16 protein-coding genes and 2 pseudogenes are annotated in these 16,791 nt (G+C 63.6%); 6 read left to right on the top strand and 12 right to left on the bottom strand.

The window, feature by feature from the left end; all coding sequences use genetic code 11:
• Positions 1-417: 417 nt before the first annotated feature.
• From ACHWRX_RS09580 to ACHWRX_RS09570, 3 genes and pseudogenes are all read right to left on the bottom strand, one after another.
• Positions 418-1,995, bottom strand: a complete 1,578-nt coding sequence (locus ACHWRX_RS09580) for a hypothetical protein (RefSeq protein WP_394659018.1) — start codon at positions 1,993-1,995, stop codon at positions 418-420.
• A 130-nt stretch (positions 1,996-2,125) separates the two neighbouring features.
• Positions 2,126-2,455 (bottom strand): annotated as a pseudogene (locus ACHWRX_RS09575) (P-loop NTPase fold protein); the annotation flags it as partial.
• Between the two features lie 206 nt (positions 2,456-2,661).
• A pseudogene (locus ACHWRX_RS09570) lies at positions 2,662-2,919 on the bottom strand (P-loop NTPase fold protein); the annotation flags it as partial.
• A gap of 342 nt (positions 2,920-3,261) precedes the next feature.
• On the opposite strand from ACHWRX_RS09570, the gene ACHWRX_RS09565 reads away from it, so the two are divergent.
• The 3 genes from ACHWRX_RS09565 to ACHWRX_RS09555 are packed head-to-tail and all read left to right on the top strand — an operon-like array spanning position 3,262 to position 5,857.
• Positions 3,262-3,963 carry a bacteriorhodopsin gene (locus ACHWRX_RS09565; protein WP_394659017.1) on the top strand — a complete coding sequence of 234 codons (702 nt, stop codon included), beginning with the start codon at positions 3,262-3,264 and terminating at the stop codon, positions 3,961-3,963.
• Positions 3,960-4,787: a Brp/Blh family beta-carotene 15,15'-dioxygenase gene (locus ACHWRX_RS09560; protein WP_394659016.1), complete on the top strand. Its 828-nt coding sequence runs from the start codon at positions 3,960-3,962 to the stop codon at positions 4,785-4,787. The genes ACHWRX_RS09565 and ACHWRX_RS09560 overlap by 4 nt, the downstream gene beginning before the upstream one ends.
• The gene (locus ACHWRX_RS09555) at positions 4,787-5,857 is read left to right on the top strand and encodes a sodium:calcium antiporter (RefSeq protein ID WP_394659015.1); all 1,071 of its coding nucleotides are present in this window, start codon (positions 4,787-4,789) and stop codon (positions 5,855-5,857) included. The genes ACHWRX_RS09560 and ACHWRX_RS09555 overlap by 1 nt, the downstream gene beginning before the upstream one ends.
• Positions 5,858-6,047: 190 nt before the next feature.
• Here ACHWRX_RS09555 and ACHWRX_RS09550 read toward each other — a convergent pair whose 3' ends face one another.
• The 3 genes from ACHWRX_RS09550 to ACHWRX_RS09540 are packed head-to-tail and all read right to left on the bottom strand — an operon-like array spanning position 6,048 to position 9,266.
• A complete protein-coding gene (locus tag ACHWRX_RS09550; RefSeq protein ID WP_394659014.1) occupies positions 6,048-7,025 on the bottom strand; it encodes an ExeA family protein in 978 nt (325 codons plus the stop codon).
• Positions 7,025-8,677, bottom strand: coding sequence for an IS481 family transposase (locus ACHWRX_RS09545; RefSeq protein WP_394659013.1), 1,653 nt, complete (start codon positions 8,675-8,677; stop codon positions 7,025-7,027). Before ACHWRX_RS09545 ends, ACHWRX_RS09550 begins: the two co-directional genes overlap by 1 nt.
• Positions 8,670-9,266 carry a recombinase family protein gene (locus tag ACHWRX_RS09540; RefSeq protein ID WP_394659012.1) on the bottom strand — a complete coding sequence of 199 codons (597 nt, stop codon included), beginning with the start codon at positions 9,264-9,266 and terminating at the stop codon, positions 8,670-8,672. Before ACHWRX_RS09540 ends, ACHWRX_RS09545 begins: the two co-directional genes overlap by 8 nt.
• A 249-nt stretch (positions 9,267-9,515) precedes the next feature.
• Here ACHWRX_RS09540 and ACHWRX_RS09535 point away from each other — a divergent pair, with 249 nt between their 5' ends.
• The 3 genes from ACHWRX_RS09535 to ACHWRX_RS09525 all read left to right on the top strand — a co-directional run bounded on the left by ACHWRX_RS09535 (position 9,516) and on the right by ACHWRX_RS09525 (position 14,085).
• Positions 9,516-11,606, top strand: coding sequence for a hypothetical protein (locus tag ACHWRX_RS09535; RefSeq protein WP_394659011.1), 2,091 nt, complete (start codon positions 9,516-9,518; stop codon positions 11,604-11,606).
• A gap of 122 nt (positions 11,607-11,728) precedes the next feature.
• Positions 11,729-13,555, top strand: a complete 1,827-nt coding sequence (locus ACHWRX_RS09530) for a hypothetical protein (RefSeq protein ID WP_394659010.1) — start codon at positions 11,729-11,731, stop codon at positions 13,553-13,555.
• A gap of 11 nt (positions 13,556-13,566) precedes the next feature.
• On the top strand, positions 13,567-14,085 hold the full coding sequence (locus ACHWRX_RS09525; RefSeq protein WP_394659009.1) for a hypothetical protein: 519 nt from the start codon (positions 13,567-13,569) through the stop codon (positions 14,083-14,085).
• Positions 14,086-14,148: 63 nt separating this feature from the next.
• On the opposite strand, the gene ACHWRX_RS09520 is transcribed toward ACHWRX_RS09525, so the two are convergent.
• From ACHWRX_RS09520 to ACHWRX_RS09495, 6 genes are all read right to left on the bottom strand, one after another.
• Positions 14,149-14,349 (bottom strand): hypothetical protein, encoded by a 201-nt coding sequence (locus tag ACHWRX_RS09520; RefSeq protein WP_394659008.1) that lies wholly within the window; start codon positions 14,347-14,349, stop codon positions 14,149-14,151.
• 113 nt (positions 14,350-14,462) lie between these two features.
• Entirely contained in the window at positions 14,463-14,834 is a 372-nt protein-coding gene (locus tag ACHWRX_RS09515; protein ID WP_394659007.1) for a PIN domain-containing protein, read from the bottom strand.
• A gap of 58 nt (positions 14,835-14,892) precedes the next feature.
• The gene (locus tag ACHWRX_RS09510; RefSeq protein ID WP_394659006.1) at positions 14,893-15,036 is read right to left on the bottom strand and encodes a hypothetical protein; all 144 of its coding nucleotides are present in this window, start codon (positions 15,034-15,036) and stop codon (positions 14,893-14,895) included.
• Positions 15,036-15,518 (bottom strand): helix-turn-helix domain-containing protein, encoded by a 483-nt coding sequence (locus ACHWRX_RS09505; protein ID WP_394659005.1) that lies wholly within the window; start codon positions 15,516-15,518, stop codon positions 15,036-15,038. Before ACHWRX_RS09505 ends, ACHWRX_RS09510 begins: the two co-directional genes overlap by 1 nt.
• A gap of 68 nt (positions 15,519-15,586) precedes the next feature.
• Positions 15,587-15,889, bottom strand: a complete 303-nt coding sequence (locus tag ACHWRX_RS09500; protein WP_394659004.1) for a hypothetical protein — start codon at positions 15,887-15,889, stop codon at positions 15,587-15,589.
• A gap of 238 nt (positions 15,890-16,127) precedes the next feature.
• A complete protein-coding gene (locus ACHWRX_RS09495; RefSeq protein WP_394659003.1) occupies positions 16,128-16,691 on the bottom strand; it encodes a recombinase family protein in 564 nt (187 codons plus the stop codon).
• Positions 16,692-16,791: the final 100 nt, after the last annotated feature.

Raw genomic sequence — 16,791 nt, 5'->3', positions numbered from 1 at the left:
ACTTCGAGGGTTAGCTGGACCGCAGCAACAACGAATGGTGATGGCGGAGGTTGAACGCAGAGGACTAGTTCCGTGGGGGCAACCCGCGCGCTAGTCATTCCTGCCAGTGTGTCGTAACCGCTCGGTTTTGACACCATATCGCTCTCATCGTTGGGTGGATTGCGGACTGGCCGCTTTCGGCCGGTCCACCGCGGTAAGCCGCCGTTCGTTCAGAACGGAGGGCAGGGCGGCGAAGGGCCGGTTCCTGGTGGAAACCGGAATGGCCGCTTTCCGATTGTCGTCTTAACAGAGCGGACGCTCGTTCTTCATGCGCATTCTGCTAAGCGTCATCGGCTTCGACGGTCGCTGCTGCTGCTACATCGGTGGCCTGGAGGGCCGCGAACCCAAGCTGGCCGATCGACCGACGGAGGCGGGCGGCTAGGCGTCGCCGCCCGCCTCCTTAAGATCGGGAGCCGACCTTGCCGGTAGCAGGAGCGCTCTCCAGCTGACCGTCATCTCTGGAGACCACTCGCGCTTGAATCCGCGAAGCGCCTGGTTGGCCGGATCCGCCTCGACCGCTCGGGCGATCAGGCGCCTTGCTCCATCCGGATCGTCCCCAGAGCGGACGCGCTCGGAGAGGGCAAGGATCGCCGCCGCTTCCAGGATCCTGGGTGCGTGGAGGCCGCTCTTGCGCACACGCTCCTCGAAATACCGGTCGAGCGCGCTTGAATGCTCCTCCAGCGGCCAGTCGACCTCGCCCATGTATGTGCCGACGATCACCGCCTCGGGACCGGGAGAGAACGCCTCCGCGGCGTGTCTCCTGAGGAACTCCTGAGCGTTCGGCGACCTGTGCTCTGCTGCGAAGAGCCGGTTGGTGAGGATGTGGAACAGCAGCATGGAGGGGCGTGTTGCCGCAGGTGAGCTGACCGACGTCGAGCAGATCTTCAGCATTAACTCGACGAAGGCTCCGTCCTCCGCCGTCCGCTCCGCCACCGCCTTGACGACCTCGTCGCGTCCACCCGCCTGGGACCAGGCGTAGAGGATCGTGATCGCGTTGCGCTCGGCGAGTATCCGGTGGAGGCCGCCCGCGGCGTAGCGACGGACCATGATCGACCTGACCGTATCGAACGTCGCGCGGTCGGTAATCGCGTCGGAGGCATTGGGCCGGTCCCCGTAGAAGCCATGTGAGAATGTCTCGTTGCGGAGCAGGTGGCTGATGAACCCGAGCGACAGGCCGTTCGCGAAAAGGCGTTCGACCAAGTCCTTCCCCCGTTGCTCGGGGAGCACTCGCGACAGGTGCTTGAGCAGCGCGTCGGCGAGGTACCAGACCCTTGGATAGCCCCAGTCGTCGCCGGCGTCGTCCTTGGCGAGTTCGTCCGCGACGTTCACCAGACCCAGCGTGAGTGCCTCGACCGGCCATCCCTGGACGATCTCCTCGTCGAAGATGGCTAGCTGGTCGAGCAGCCTTTCTGCCTTAGTAGCGCCGGCGTCTCCGCGTTTATCGCTGAGCCGCAGGAAGAGCGCCGCCACATCGTTCATTCCGCCATTGGCCGCCTCGAGGAGCTCGGCGACGTCCGTGTCGGTGACGCTGTCGGGGGGCTCCACCAGTGCGAAGTAGAGGCGGGAGTGGCTCGGGCTCGCCAGTCGCGCACGCTCAAAGTCCTGCGCGTGTGCGCCGCGCTGCGCCTTCGAGAACAGGCGCTCCTCCTTGCCTTGATTGAAGTTGTGGAAGTTGAGGCCGGGGAGGTGCCGTTCGAGTTCGAACTGCATCCGCTTCCAGTCGAGCCCTTCGGCCGCCAGAGCGTCGTCCATTCGTTTGGCCAGGGCGGTCCGCTCCGCCTCGGAAATGTGAACGCGGCCCGCCGCCAGCGCGGCGTAGGCAGTTAGATACTCCTCGATCCAGCGGTATAGGGCGGGCTCGGTGACGGCGATGATCCGCAGCCACACGAGGTCCACCAGGTCGACCCTCCCGTTGAGGCTGGGCCAGTATGCGCGGAGGCTGTCGAGCACGCGCACGACGCTTCTTGCGGTGTCGAAGCCCCTTCCCCCCGGTCTCATCGATGACGTGCAGCAGATCGGGCACCCGGCGGGGATCGCATTCCGCGAACGCCTTGAGTTCGGCGGTGAACCAACGCCTCAAGGCGAAGGATTCCGGCAGCGGGACGCCGATCTCGGTCTGCACGATCTTCTCGAGGTACGCGCTCCCGTCGCCGACCCCGGTGGCCTTCTCAACCGCGTGCTTCAGTATCGTCGCGTCGTAGCAGAGGAGGTAGGACACGTTCGGGAAGTCGGCGACGGAACGGACCAGCCTCAGGAGCTCGCCCACCTCGCGAGGCTCGAGGCGATCGACGTCGTCGATCGTGACCACGATGCGGCAGTCGAGCTTGACGAGGGCGGCCGACAGGTCATCCTTCTGCGCAGCCAGCGTCGGGCCCTCCGAGGTGTCCTTCGCGGCCGCGGCCAACCCTTCGAGCACCTTCCCGAATATGGCCGCGCCCGGGATGGCGAGACCCGCAAGTCCCGCGGCTTCCCGACCGGACCGAGGTGACCGGCAAACCTACGGGCCTTCTCCGCGACCTCTTTGGCCGTGATCATCGACGTGCCGGTCGCGTCGCCGCCGGCATGCTCGAGGCCGGCGATCGCCTTGACGAGGTCCTCGAACAGGCTGGCGAGGAGCTGGTCCCGGTCGCCGACGAGCCAGGGCCGGAACTCGACGACGGTGACCTTGCTTTGGCCCATTCCCCTCAGCTTGGCGACGACCAGCGCGAGCAGACTGGACTTGCCCGATCCCCACTTCCCTTCGACGCCGAGGACGAAGCCCTTCCCGGCGGCCTGCGTCGTCAGCGCCTCGGCGACGCGGTCGGCTAGCGGGCCGAAGCCGAAGCGGTCCTGCTCGGCGCATTCTATAGGGCGATCGCCGTGAAACGAGCTCGTGGTCATAACCTATCATGCTTGTCCGCGCCGCTCCGAGCGAGTCCTTTAACAGCTGCCAGCGCCGGGCCATTCGGTGCGGCGATCGGTCCGAAATGGTGGCGAGGCGCCGTCGCGGTTCAGCTAGCTGAGCGAAGGGTCAGCTCCTCCCTGCGGCCGACATGAACAAACGGCAGGAAGCGGGGAGCTAAAAAGAGGCCGCGAAGGACCAAATGTGGGTCTTTTGGTGTCACAACCGGTTGGTTCTGACACCGACATTTATGTCATTATGTTTCTGGCACCGTTGAAGTCGATCTGTGTTTCAGCCGAGAGGGTCTGGCACTAGGTCATTCCCGAACCGGGAATGCCTATATGGATCAGACTGCCTTCATGATCGGGTTTACGGTCATGTCTCTCGCTTCGTTGGCGATCTACGCGAAGGGTAAAAAGACACCCCCCTCGCGCCATCATACCCTTCTGCACGCCACCGTGCCTTTCATCGCCGCCACGGCCTATCTTGCCATGGCGTTCGGCATCGGCACGCTCGTCAAGGGTGACGGGTCGGCCGCCTACTTGGCTCGCTATGCGGACTGGACGGTCACGACGCCGATCCTGCTCTCCAGCCTCGTACTGCTCGCCTTCCACGAGCGTGGCAAGACGGGCGAAGTCGGCGGCTATCTTACCTCGGTCATCGTGCTCGACGTGCTGATGATTGCAACTGGCCTGATCTCGTCGCTAGTGGAAGCACCGCTGACCAAGTGGGTGTGGTACGCATGGTCGTGCGCGGCCTTCCTGGGTGTGCTGTACCTCCTGTGGGGTCCGCTGCGCGCGATGGCGGTCGAGCGGGGCAGCGCGTTGGGCGAAGCTTATGGCAAGAACGTCACCTTCCTGACCGTGATCTGGTTCCTCTACCCGATCGTCTTCCTGATCGGCCCCGAGGGCCTAAAGATCATCACCGATCCCGCGTCAGTGTGGGCGATCCTCATCATGGATATCATCGCCAAGGTGGTCTACGCGTTCTACGCTGCGCGCAACCTTGAGAAGGCCCTGCACGAACACGCCCGGCAGGCGTGAGCCGCGGTATCATTTTGTTGGTCGTGGGGGCGGTTGCGGCCGCTCCCGCCCCTTTGCCGCTGCAACTGGCATTCGCAATTTTGGGCATCGGCGTCGTGGGCATGGTTCACGGCGCCGGTGACTTGGCCGTCGTGGCACCTGTCTGCAGGCCGCTGTTCCTGGTTGCCTATGGCGTCGTTTCGCTTGTGACGCTGTTGTGGTGGACTACCGATCCGGCGGCTGCCCTGCCGGCCTTTCTGGTCGCTTCGGCGGTTCACTTCGGCATAGAGGATGCCCCGAACGGGGCATTGTCCGAGCGCCTTGCGCGAGGCGTAGCCCTGGTCGCCGGGCCTGCGATGCTACACGCTGCTGGGTATGCAGCCCTGTTGCGAACGGCAGGGGGGGCGTCATCCATGCTGGAAACATACACTCCGATCCTTGCCGCTGCGGGCGGGGCGGCCGTGATCCTGCTGCTGATCCTCGCTTGGCAACGCCGCGAACTGCGTCTCGCGAGCGGAGTGGCGGCACTGGTGGTTCTGCCGCCTCTGGTCGGCTTCACACTCGGTTTTCTCATTCTCCACGCGATGCCGCAGACGATCGAGCGCCGCGATCAATTAGGTTATGCCAATACCATGTCCTACTTGCGCGCGGTCGCGTCCGTGTTCGGGGGAGCGATACTGCTGGCGGCTGTGGTAGCGGGGTTGCTGCTGCATTTTGATCCCAGCGGCGTGCGTGGGCTCTTCGCCGGGATCGCCGCGCTCGCCGTTCCGCACCTTCTGGTCACCCCCTGGTTCGAGGTTCGGGCCACGCATGATCGGCGAGCTATGGTCGCGGAGATCGCATGATGTTTCAGACGCTGGGCATACCCGTCTTGCTCGCGATCTTCGCCGCATCCGCTGCGGTGATCTGGTTTGCGGGCGTCAAGCTGTCTAACGCGACCGACGTATTGTCCCGTCGTTTTGGGCTCGGTCAGGCCTTGGGCGGCGTGATCCTGCTGGCGGTCGCGACCAACCTGCCCGAGATTGCGATTACCGCGAGCGCGGCCTGGTCCGGAAACGTCGGTGTGGCGGTCGGCAACATTCTCGGCGGCATCGCCATTCAGACGGTGGTGCTGGTCGCCCTTGATCGCTTCGGCACCCGCGGTGGTCCGCCACTTACCTATCGCGCCGCCAGCCTAACGCTCGTGGTGGAAGGGTTGCTGGTCATCGCCGTGCTGGTCGTCGCGATCATGGCCGCCCAACTGCCGAAAGACCTCGTCGCAGCGCGGCTGACGCCTGGCGCGGTGATGATCGCGATATTATGGGTTGCGGGTGTGTGGCTGGTCGGTCGCGCAAATCGCGGACTACCTTGGCACGATGCGAGCGGAAGTGCGCCGGATACCCAGGAAAAGCCAAAGGGGCACGCGAAGGGCTCCGTGGAGAAGCACGCTCCGGGTACCACGCGCACCGTTGTCATGTTCACGCTGGCGGCACTTGCCACGCTCGTCGCCGGTACGCTGCTGGAGAAGGCTGGCGACGGCCTCGCGGATGCCATCGGCATGAGCGGCATCCTGTTCGGGGCTACGGTCCTGGCGGCGGCCACCTCGCTGCCGGAGCTGTCCACTGGCTTGGCGTCGATGAAGTTGAAGGATTACCAACTCGCGATCAGTGACATCCTCGGCGGCAACGCCTTCCTACCCGTCCTTTTCCTGCTCGCCACCCTTGTATCGGGCAAATCAGTCTTACCGAATGCGAACTCCGCCGATCTGTACCTGGCAGGCTTGGGTGTGCTGCTCACGTGCGTCTATCTGGCCGGCTTGATCTTTCGACCGAAACGCCGCCTGCTCGGTATGGGAATGGATTCAATCATTGTTCTAGCCCTCTATGCAATTGGAACGGTTGGGCTCTTTGCAGTTGCGGCGAGCGGCCATAGTTGAGGTTAGCTGTAGGCGCTTGCAATCGTAGCGTCTCCTGCTCGCAAACAGCGCAGATTTTTGCTCAGATTGGATGACAGCGGGCGAGCCGCGCTGCTCACGCTAAATGACAATATGCTCGCCATTATCCGTGTCTGCTTGCAAACGGGACCCGCCCGCTCACGATATATGCAAGCGAAGTTCGTGACCGGCCTCATATCGGCACCCCCGCCTCACGGAGCCGCTCGGTCAGCTCGCGGGTGTGTTCGGCGTCCAGCGTTCCGGCAAGGAAGGCGCGCACGTCGGATGGCCGGGTGTTCAGCTGGCTGGCGAGCGCACCGGCGTCGTAGCCGTTGCGGGTCAGCGTGGGTTCGAGGTCGTCGATTGCGCGCGACAGCACCTGCTCGACGATCTCGACCGTGACGGGCTTGGCGGCGAACCTGAAACCCTGCTCGAAGGCGAGGGTCAGGTGCATCTCGATCTGGAGCGGGGTGCGCAGACGCTCGGCAATAACGTCGATCGCGTCCTCGTCCATCAGGTCGGCGACCTTGACGCCTTCGGCCGCGCAGGCGCCGAGCAGCCAGGCGACATAGTCGCGTCGCTCGACGCCGATGCCCTCATAGTCGAACGTCGTGGTGCGGTAGCCGATCTCCTCCATTTGCGGGCGGCGCAGGTCGTTGCGCAGCCGGGGATGGCCTACCAGTAGGACCGACAGCATCACGCCTGCGTCGGCCACCACTTCCATCAGCCGCTTGAGGCCGGTCAGCGTCTTGTGGTGGAGGTCGTGCGCCTCGTCGACCACCAGCACGACCGGTCGCTTGCCCTTGCGCATGATGTCGCGCAGGTCGCGCTCGCGGCGCTCGGCCTGCTTGGGGATCTTCACTTGGGCGCGGTCGCCGGGCGATAGGTCGTAGAACAGCGCCTCGATCAGCGACGGCAGCGAGGTCCGACGCTTGTCGACCGCGAGCGACTTGGCGACGGCGACCTTGCCGGCCCTGACCAGCTCGTCCTCGATGCGACGCAGGAGATGCGTCTTGCCCGATCCGACCAGGCCGGAGACGACGATCAGCCGGCCGGTCTGCACCGCTGCGCAGACCTCACGCACGAGGTTGCGCTGATGCTCTGTCTCGAAGTTGCCGGCACCATGAAACGGGCGGGCGAGCCCGTAGCTGGATTGAACGTCGGCGAGCATCAGCTTGTCCCCCGTCTGCCCTGGAACCGCTCGCGAATGCGGCCGGCGATAATGGTCTTGTCGAGCGTTTCGCCCAGCAGCGCGTCGATGAAGGCGCGGTCCGCCTCGGGCAGCGAGCCGAGCGGTCGCCGCAGCTGGTCGACGATGGCGTGGCGCGCGGCGAGTCCGGTCGGGTACGCCGTCTCGATCGCCGGCTCGGGAAAAGGGGTCTGCCGCACCGCGAGTCCGGCGGTGGAGGGCGGCAGCGACGGCAGCGGCCGGTCGCCGCCCGTCACGGTCGCGCGGGGCAGGCCGAGCTGGTCGGCGAGCCGGATCACCTTGTCGAGCCGCTCCTCGGCGTGGCTCTTCTGATACTTGCGGTAGCGGTAGAGCGGCACCGCGCCGCGCGACGGCTCGTAAGGCCCATACCGCTTGCCGTCATGCTCGACGAAAAGCTGCTGGTCGAACAGGCCCCAGAGCAACGTCACCGTCTCGCCGGCAAGCTCGGGTTCGACCTCGTAGGAGGCACCTTCGACCGAAACGGTTGCGTCGCCCGCAACGGTGCGCCGCTCGGGCTCGCGCGCGAAGGCGCAAAACCGCTCCCATGAGCACATGGCGCGCACGCCCTCGCCGGGCAGGTGGCGGAGCCAGTGCTCGATCCGGGCGTGTGGCTCGGAGCGATGGCCGCCATTGTTGTAGGTGACCAGCGCGCGGCGCATCCACAGATTGGCTTCCGCCTCGTCCTTCGGCTTGTGGAAGTGGTACAGCGTCTCGTGCACCTCCTTCACCGTGCGGAACGGCCGCTCGACCTTGCCCTTGGCGCGGGCCGCGGTGTGCCGGTCGTCCTGCTTCGGCGGCAGGTGGGTGAGGACGCGAATGCCGAGGCTGCCCATCACCGACTGGAACACACGTGATCGGCTGACCGGGCCGTTGTCCATGTAGATCGTCACCGGCAGACCCTGAAACGGCAACTCGGGTTCGGGCTTGGCGGCGAAGGCGTTGAACAGGAATCGCAGCGCGGACTCGGCGTCCTCGCCATAGACGCTGCGATATTCCTGATAGACCACGCCCGAGCAGTCATCGACGGCCGAGAACAGCATCAGCGTGGGTTTGCCGCGACCCTGTTCGATCCATAGCGGTGCCTCGACCTGTTTGAGATCGGACGGGCTCATGTCGAAGTGCCACAGCTCGTTCGATCGCCGCGCCTGGAAACGGACGGCCGCGTGTGGGCGGGTGACGCGGGCATAATCCAGCCCCGACGAGCGGAGCAGCCGGTCGATGGTCGCCCGCTTCAACAGGCCGGGCGCGACCTTGACCAGACCCTCCGGCGTCTCGACGCCATCGGTTTCCAGGAACTCGATGGCGCGGGCGGTCGAGACGTGCCGGCCCTTCTTGTTGGTCGTCCTGATCTTCAGCGCGGCGACGATCTCGGCATAGCGCTCCATCTCCGCCTGCGGCGCGACCCGCGTCGCGCCATGATCGGATCGACGCACCGACCGGGGCCGGTTCACCTCGCGCAGCGCCCGGTACAGCGTCGAGATCGAGATGCCGTAAGCCTCGGCTGCACGGGCGACGATATCGGTGCGACCGGGATCGCGTGGCGGCAACAGCGACAATCGTCGGCGAAGGTCGACCAGCGCCTCTCCGGGCGGTCGCTTCGCCCGGTCAGCCATGAGCTGCGGCAGGCTCCTTGGCCGGTGCGCCGCTGCCGCGCTTGCCGGCATAGCGGTAGAGGGTGGCGACCGACACGCCCATGCGCTTGGCGATGTCGCGCACCGGGAGCGTCCCCTCCTTCATCATCGCCCGTGCCGCGGTGACGTCGCTCGGGCGCATAACCGATGGGCGACCGCCCTTGCGGCCCTGCCGGCGTGCCTCCACCAGCCCGGCGGTGGTCCGCTCCCGGATCAGGGCACGTTCGAACTGCGCGATCGCGCCGAACACATGAAAGGTGAGCATCCCGCCCGGCGTGGTCGTGTCGATACTCTCGGTCAGCGACACCAGCCCGATCTGCGCGCGTTCGAGTTCCTCGGCCGTGGCGATCAGCTTCTTGAGCGAACGGGCGAGACGGTCGAGCTTCCAGACGACCAGCGTGTCGCCGGCACGCAGCACGTCTTCCAGAATGCGTGCCAGCTCGGGCCGGTCGTCGCGCGCACCCGACGCCCTTTCGGTGAACACCCGCTCGCAGCCGGCGCGGCGCAGCGCGTCGAGCTGAAGCTCGGGATTCTGGTCGCTGGTGCTGACCCTCGCATAGCCGACCCGCATGGGTGTCCGATCTTCTCCAAACCCGTGAGAGGCATACCGTTTTGCGAAGCAGGTTTCCAGAACAGTTTTGACAAGACCCGGCCCACAGATTTACGTTGCCGGGCAGGCAAGGCGATCGGCTCGTCAGAAACGGTCGTTTTATGAAATCGCTGGTTGGCGGGGCACGTTTACCTCCGGTCGGGGTGAGCTGCTAGATCAGCAAATAGATGTGGGGGTATGTCAATGCAAACTGGGACGCCTGAGGCATATTTGGCCACCTTGGTACGCCGCCTTAAAACAGTCGATGCTGCGACCACCTACCTCGAAGAAGATACACGTAGCGGCTTCAGAGATGATCTTCGCCGTGCGGTGCGCGATTGCCAGATGACCGGCCTCTTGTACGATCATACGGTAGTCGCAATTGCCGGTGACCAGGGTGCCGGCAAGACCCGTTTGATGCGGCTGCTCTATGATCTGGATACGGTATGGCTGGGTGATAACGCGGGGCGAGGTGAGTACCTGCCGGTTATGGTACTGGAGGATCCGCGCGTAGGCGATGTGCATGGCTGCATCTATCGCTGGAATGACGAGACCGACCCCGGAGAGCCGCGGGGTGAGGCGGTCTCTGCCGAGAGGTTCCAGCAAGCGGTGCGGAACTGGACGGGGGACATGCTGGAACTGCCGGTTTTACGCGTACCCACCCGGTACTTCGGCGGGCAGAAGAATCACGGCTTCTTGCTGCTTCCCGGTTACGAGAGGATCACCGCCAGAAACCGGCCTTGGCAGGATTTCATGCGCCTTGCCCTCGTTGCCTCTACCGCCTGCGTCTTGGTGACCAATGGCGGACTGCTAGCCCAACAGCAGGACGCAATCAGGACGGACCTGCAAAAGAACCAGCTTGCCGGGGTGCAGCCGGTGATTGCGATCACCGGCACTGAGACGATGCCGGCGGACCGGCAGGAGCAGTTGCGCGCGACCGCAGCGGAACGCTTTCAGGTACCATCGAGCGGAGTCGTCTGCACCGGCATCGGTGATTGGGAGTACGAGGAGGCAGTTCGTACTTCAATCCTAGACGCCTTGGGCCGGCAGGGCGGCGTTGGTTTAGGCGCCCGTCAGCGGCAGTTGGAAGATTTGGAAGAACTCAGCCTTCAGATCGGCACGGTGGTGAGCGAGGCTCGACAGGCTGTCCGCAGTAGCCGAGACGCTCAACCTGAGAACGAGGAAATGCGGCTCGAGATCATGGAGGCGCTCGAAGCTGCCATCGAGGCCGCCCGTGGCGATTATAAGCGCAGTCTGGAACAGAAGCTCGACAGTGTGGAGCGGCAGGCTCTGGCGATCGCGAGAAAGGACTTTGACAAAACCGAAACAGGTTGGGGTGCCTTCCTGCGCAATGTGGGAGATTTCGTTGTCCTGCAATCCGGCCGAGCGGACAACCGGATGTACTCCCGCCTGCAATCAGCACTCGACGAAAGCGGCGGCGGCGCAGCCTTCGCGCCAACCCATGCCGCCCTGTTGGCTGATCTGTCACGGCAGCAGCTCGTTCTCCCAGAACCGTCCGAAAACCTGATTGCGCCAGTTGTCGAAATGGCAGGCACTGAAGGGAACATCACAGTCGCCGGCCAACTGCCAGCATCGACGAACACCCAAAGATCCCTCAAGGCATTGCAAGGTATCCTGTCGCACGGTCGCGATCGCGATAGCGGTCCGCTGGCCCGGCAGGATGCCAGGGAACTGAAGCAGGCTGTCCAACTGCTGCCTGCAATCGCCACTAGCTACATGTCGGCCATGCAGAGCGCAGTGGTAGCCTCCGCCGCTTCAGGCGAAATGCCGACCACCGACCTGCGTGAGATACTACAGGATATCACACACACCACGGTGGAGATGCACGGCCTTACCAAGCCGCTGCTGAAAGCTGCAGCCGGCGTGCTGGCAATTGACCTGGCGATGGATGGAGAGATTGATTCCATTCCGGCTTTCGTCAATGCCATCATGACGGTCGTGCAGGGGCCGGGTTCGACAGCAGGTTCTACCGCAATGATTGCGACGGGTCCTGTTGGCATGGCGCTTGGCGCGGCCGTGCTCGCCTATGGCGTCATCTCATCTTTGGAGAAGCAGCAGACTAAGGGGCGAGCGCATGTGTCGGAGGCGATCAGCAGCGGCTTTCGTGACCAGAAGACGCGGCACTTGGCACATTTCGACGAGATGATGAGCTGGGTGAAGCGGCGTGTCAGCGATCAGCTGGAGGTCGTTCTTGGATTGGATGAAAGCCTTGGCAATCGCTTCCGGGCGACGCTGGCGATAGATGATCTGAGAAACGCGCAAACCAGTTTTCTGGACGAGATGCGCGGCCGCCACGCATGACAGTGCCTACATGGAAGCGGCTGCATGGCGAGACGCTGGCTTGGGCAATCCGGGCGAATGACGAATGGGTCGCCTCCCTCTCGCAGGACGGCAAGACACTGTCGCAGCGTAGCCCGGAAACCATGGTGGTATTGTTCGGCCCGACGCAGGTCGGCAAGACGACGCTGCTGCTAACCCTGCTGGGGATCGCGGATGGCCTTAGCTTCGATGCGGTCCAGAAGGTGCTGCGGGGCAACCGACAGCATGGAGAATCATCGACGGCAACTCCGATGCGCTATGCCCGGTCCCCAGACAATCGCTGGCGACGAGATAGACCGGACGGGCCAGGCCTGTCGGCTGATCAGATGCAGGCAGAACTTGCAAATATACGCCGGCAGGTGGAGGACGGCAGTTGGCAGGGCACCGATCCGGTATCACTGTATATTCCCGGCTGCTATTTCGCCGACAGCGACCCATTGGTCCGGGTGATCATTCTCGATCTACCCGGTATCGCGGCGGCCAATCCGCGGGAGCGGGAACTGGTGGAACGGATCGCGCAGCGTCACGTCCCCACCGCCAGCCTGATCCTGCTGGTGAGCACAGCCAACCGTCTGGGTGTGTTCGAGCCAGAAAAGCTGGGGCAGGAACTGGAGGAGCTCAAGGGCTGGGTCCGCTCTCCCATCCGCTACCGTCTGGTGATTACCTACGCCTATTCACAAGATTCGGTTCGCCGTTGGCGCAAGGATGAGGCTGACGCCGGGCGTGCATGCGATCTCGCCGCATTGCGGGGCTTATTCAGCCGAGAAATCGCCCATTTCGAGCTGAAGATGCCGGATGATCTGCTCAGCCGGATCTACCCGCTGGAGCTCGGCGATAGCTGGACTGGCATGGCACAGAAGGGTGACGAGCATCACCGCTGGTCCGCACAGGTGCAGGCGGCCGCGCGGCAGGCTCTGACGGTAGACATTCGTCGGTCCTGCGAAGGAGAACGGCGGCTACGGATCAGCAAGGAAGTGCGCGAACAGGCCTATTGGCGGCAGGATGATCTGTGGTGCCAGTGGCGGCGTAATCGGGGTGCATCGCGCATGGCGGCCAGCAAGTGCCAGGAGGCAATTAGAGCGGCGGAGGCCCGGAAGGATAGATGGCACAAGTGGTTCTTGCGATATGACGACAAGCTGCGCAGGTTGGGTGGTGCCGAAAGCTTGATTGCAGGCAATGTCCGCAGGTGGGTGCGTGATGCGAGTGTCGCCTCACAAACAGTTTCGCCATCGCCCGGCGTCTCGCAGGAGCAGTTGCTGCAGGATCGCAAGCCCATCAGAGCAACGGTCAGCGCCTTGCAGGAATGGCTGGTAGCGGACCAAGCGAAGCTCGTCGCCGCCTGCGACCGCATCACCGAATGGTTCAACAAGGAGACGGGCCTGCAAACCGAACCGTTGGTGCCGCCGCCCTGTGCCCGGGTAGCAGATGTCCGCAAGCTGCTGAACGAGTATGGCATGGATGCGTACTGGACTTGGATCACCAACCAGTTCGAAGCCGACAGTGCTGCCCTGGCGCAAGCCGCCGCTGCACACCGGAAGGTGATGCAGGATCATGTGCCGAAACAGCTTCTCAAACGGCTGCAGGATGCACGGGACACACCGAGCGCACGGCGCAAGATTGCGGTCCAGCAGCGTGACCAATGCGACGCCGATATTGCAAAGATCAAAGTGCGGCATGCGCAGATCCGCGAAGAGCGGAGTCAGTCATGGGCACTACACCTGCGCAGGATGGGGCCTATCAGGCATGACCTTGAGCGGGTTGCCGGTTTCGAGACCCACATGGCGAACGCGCATGGCCGCGAGACAAAACGGTTGACCGGCATGGTGCACGATGCGGTGCGTCACCGGCAGCCGGCGCTCGCCCTCGCGAGGCTGTGCCAGATGCGGCTGAGCCGCAATATCCACCGCAAATATTGCACAGGGTCAGCATGACGCAGACTAATATGGAACCGGAAACCGCCGATCTTTCCGACCTGCTGGAGGGCCTCATTGCAAAGCCGGTAAAGGATGAACTGGCTGCGCACCTCGAAGAGGTAGAGCACTGCTTTGAGCGGCAGCGCAAACGCTTTGCCGCTCAGATCATCGAGGTACAGGACCTTACCACGACCGAGGCAAAGCGCTTGCGTAGCAAGCTAGATGAGGTCGCGACAGGGCTGGGTCAGCTTTCCGCCCAAGTTGCGGAAGCTGTGGAAGCCGACCGGAACCGGGCCACACAGCACTCGGAGGTGCTGAAGGACCAGTTTGCGGCAGTGCTAAATAGCATAGCCACCCTCGCAGGCGAGCAGCAGGCTTTGCGCGAGGAGTTGCGGCTCGCCCAAGAGACCGCCGCTGCTCAGCAGGTTGCGCAGATGGAACAGGAAAACTCTGCGCGTAGAAGGCAAACGCGCAATTTAGCATTGTTGGCGCCTAGCGCCGGCCTTGTGGGGGCAGGAGCGATAGAACTGCTACATCTGTTCACCTAAGGTGGAAAAGCGACTGCCGCCCTGATCAAACAGTCGGACCAGCTCGCGCTCGAGCGGTGGCAGTCATAGAGCAAATAGCCCACTAATCATCGTCATACAGAGCTGCAGATAATGTGAGCAATCAATTTGAATTGCGAGCAGGTCCAGACGATTGGTGCGCATGTTGTCAATTAGCGTGAGCAGAGCGGCTTCTTCGCTCTCAAATAATTCAAGCAAGAAGTCGCTTTGGTTGCGAGCAAACGCTATCACGATTGCAAGCTCCAACAGTTAGCCATATCGCCGCTTAGCTATGGACATGGCGGTGTCTCAACCGGACCGTTCTGACGCTTCAGGCCGGGCAGGGCCTTTCAACCGCTTATTGGTGTCAGAACCCTCGTTCAGAACAGGTCAGCGAGTGGCTGGAGGCGGTGGCTCGCCTGAACCAAGCCACTTTTCCGAAAGCGGTCAAGGTAATCTTCAGCGGTGACAGCGGGGTTGCGAAACTGGCGGCGTTGGCTGCCGATCGCGGTCAACGCCTTGGCTGTATCGAGATCGATGACGTTGACGATGAAGTCATCGGGATGTTTTACTTCGATGCCATGGCGGGCGGCTACGTCGACCGGAAAATCCTTGAGGTTGTAGGTGACGATTGCGTCGGCCCTGCCGTGGATCGCTGCCGCAAGAACATGGACGTCTTTGGGATCAGGCAGTGCCAGGGCGGGCATCAGCGGTTCGTAGCCTTCCACCAACGCTTCCCCGAAGCTGCCCATGTAGGCCCGCTGCCGTTGGAAATGATCGCCCGCCAGATCGGGAAACCGCCGTCGCAGGCTATCCCTCCCACTCGGCCAGGATCGCCTCGCTCCAGAGCGGCCGGAACAGCCGGCTGGCGGCGAACCACAAGAGTGCACCCCGCACGATGGCGGGGTGCATGACGTTGGCATCAAGTAGGACGGTGTAGCGGCCGACCAGCATCAGGGACGATCGAGGGTCGCGTGATCGTCAAAGAGGCCGGCTTCTTGATCCAGGTCCGCCATTCCCTGCAAGGCATCATGCCGAGCCGCATCCATGCGGCTGCGGTAGGTCAGTACGTCGCGGCCGAGCAGCTTGCGATGTGTGCCCACCATACGGAACGGCAGGTCGCCGCGTTCCAGGAGCTTGATAAGGTGGGGACGCGACATGTTGAGCAGGTCGGCCGCCTGGCTAGTGGTGAGTTCTGCCTGTACCGGCACGACGGTGACAGCATGGCCGTTGCCGATCTCAACCAGCATCTTGACGATGCTGTTGAACACACCGGATGGCAGGCTGATGACGTCCTCGCCCGCCCCTTCCACAGTAAGGTGGATAGGGCGGCTGGAATCCACCCGCGACAGCGCACGCGCGGCGTTACCGACCGCCTCGATCTCCTGCGCGGTGGGCTCGTAAGCCTCGTCGATGTTGAAGGCCACGGCAGCCATGTTTCGTCTCCCCAAGGTGGATGCCATCTAGTGAGTGCGACGTGTAAACGCAATAAGTGAAACAACTCTCAACGGGAGAACGTTCCGATGCGGTGATCGTCTAGCATGCTGAGCGGGGTGGGCGTGATCCAGTCAGCTCCCAGCACGGGGTAAGGTCCGTAGAACAGGTCCCCGAGGGCACGCCGGTAGTGCGCGTTCATCCAACGCCGGCGCCGATGCTCTGGGCCATCGTGGAGCATGTGGCAGCGCTGGCACAGCGCCGCTAGCCGGTTGAGCGCGCTATCGCTGGGATTATGGTTGAGGTGCGCGCAGGCCAGCACCACCGGCGTCCACGCACCGTGCTCTAGAATGTTCTCAGTTGGCCGCCGCACACGCCGGCCCTGGCCGTTGCGCCAGCAATGCCGTTTCCGGTCCCACCACCGTCCGTCCCGCAGATGGAATACCCTCTGCCCGTGCGGGCCTCCGCAATGCTCGCAAGCGCCCCCTGCCCGCACGAAGCGCACATGGTGCGAGATCTGCTGCCAGTCGATCGGGTACAGGAATACGTGCTCGGGGCGGATCGGCATTAGGCCTCCCCTTCCAGGGCAATAGGTCGCGGAGCGCCAGACATCACGGAGCCAATGTCGCGGCGGTCAGCGCCCGGTAGAGCGTGGCATGGTGACACTTGAGCAGCTTGGCGGCTTCGCGCACCGACGTGCCTTCGCTTACCAGTCGCTCCCCAAGCGCAATCTGATCGGGGGTGAGCTTGGGAGGGCGGCCGAAGCGGACTCCCCTTGCCTTGGCCGCTACTCGTCCGCTGCTGGTGCGCTGGTGGATCAGCTCGCGCTCGAATTCGGCGATGCCGGCGAACACGGTCAGCACCATGCGGCCCGCTGGTGAGGTCGTATCCGCCCAAGGCTCGGCCAGCGAGCGCAGGCCGGCTCCGGCCTCCTTCAGCTTTTCGGCGATGTCGAGCAGGTCACGGGTGGAGCGCGCCAGTCGGTCGAGCCGCGTCACCACCACGGTGTCATCGTCGCGCAGCTGCTCGATCATCTTTGCTAGCTCCGGTCGGTCACGCTTCGCGCCCGAGATCTTCTCCTCGAACGTCCGCTTGCATCCCGCCTCCTTTAACGCGGCGCGTTGCAGCCGGAGATCCTGGTCGTCGGTGGACACACGGGCGTAGCCAATCAGCATGTCGCAAAACTGTATCAGAACAAAAACATTGTGCAACTGACTTTTGCGACACCAGCACACGAGGAACGAGGCTGCTCATCTGAGTTGTCGCGAAACTTAG

The organism is uncultured Novosphingobium sp. (assembly GCF_964277725.1).
Taxonomy (GTDB): Bacteria; Pseudomonadota; Alphaproteobacteria; order Sphingomonadales; family Sphingomonadaceae; genus Novosphingobium; species Novosphingobium fluoreni.
The sequence above is the reverse complement of the archived record's forward strand: the minus strand, read 5'-3'. Positions and strand labels throughout refer to the sequence as shown.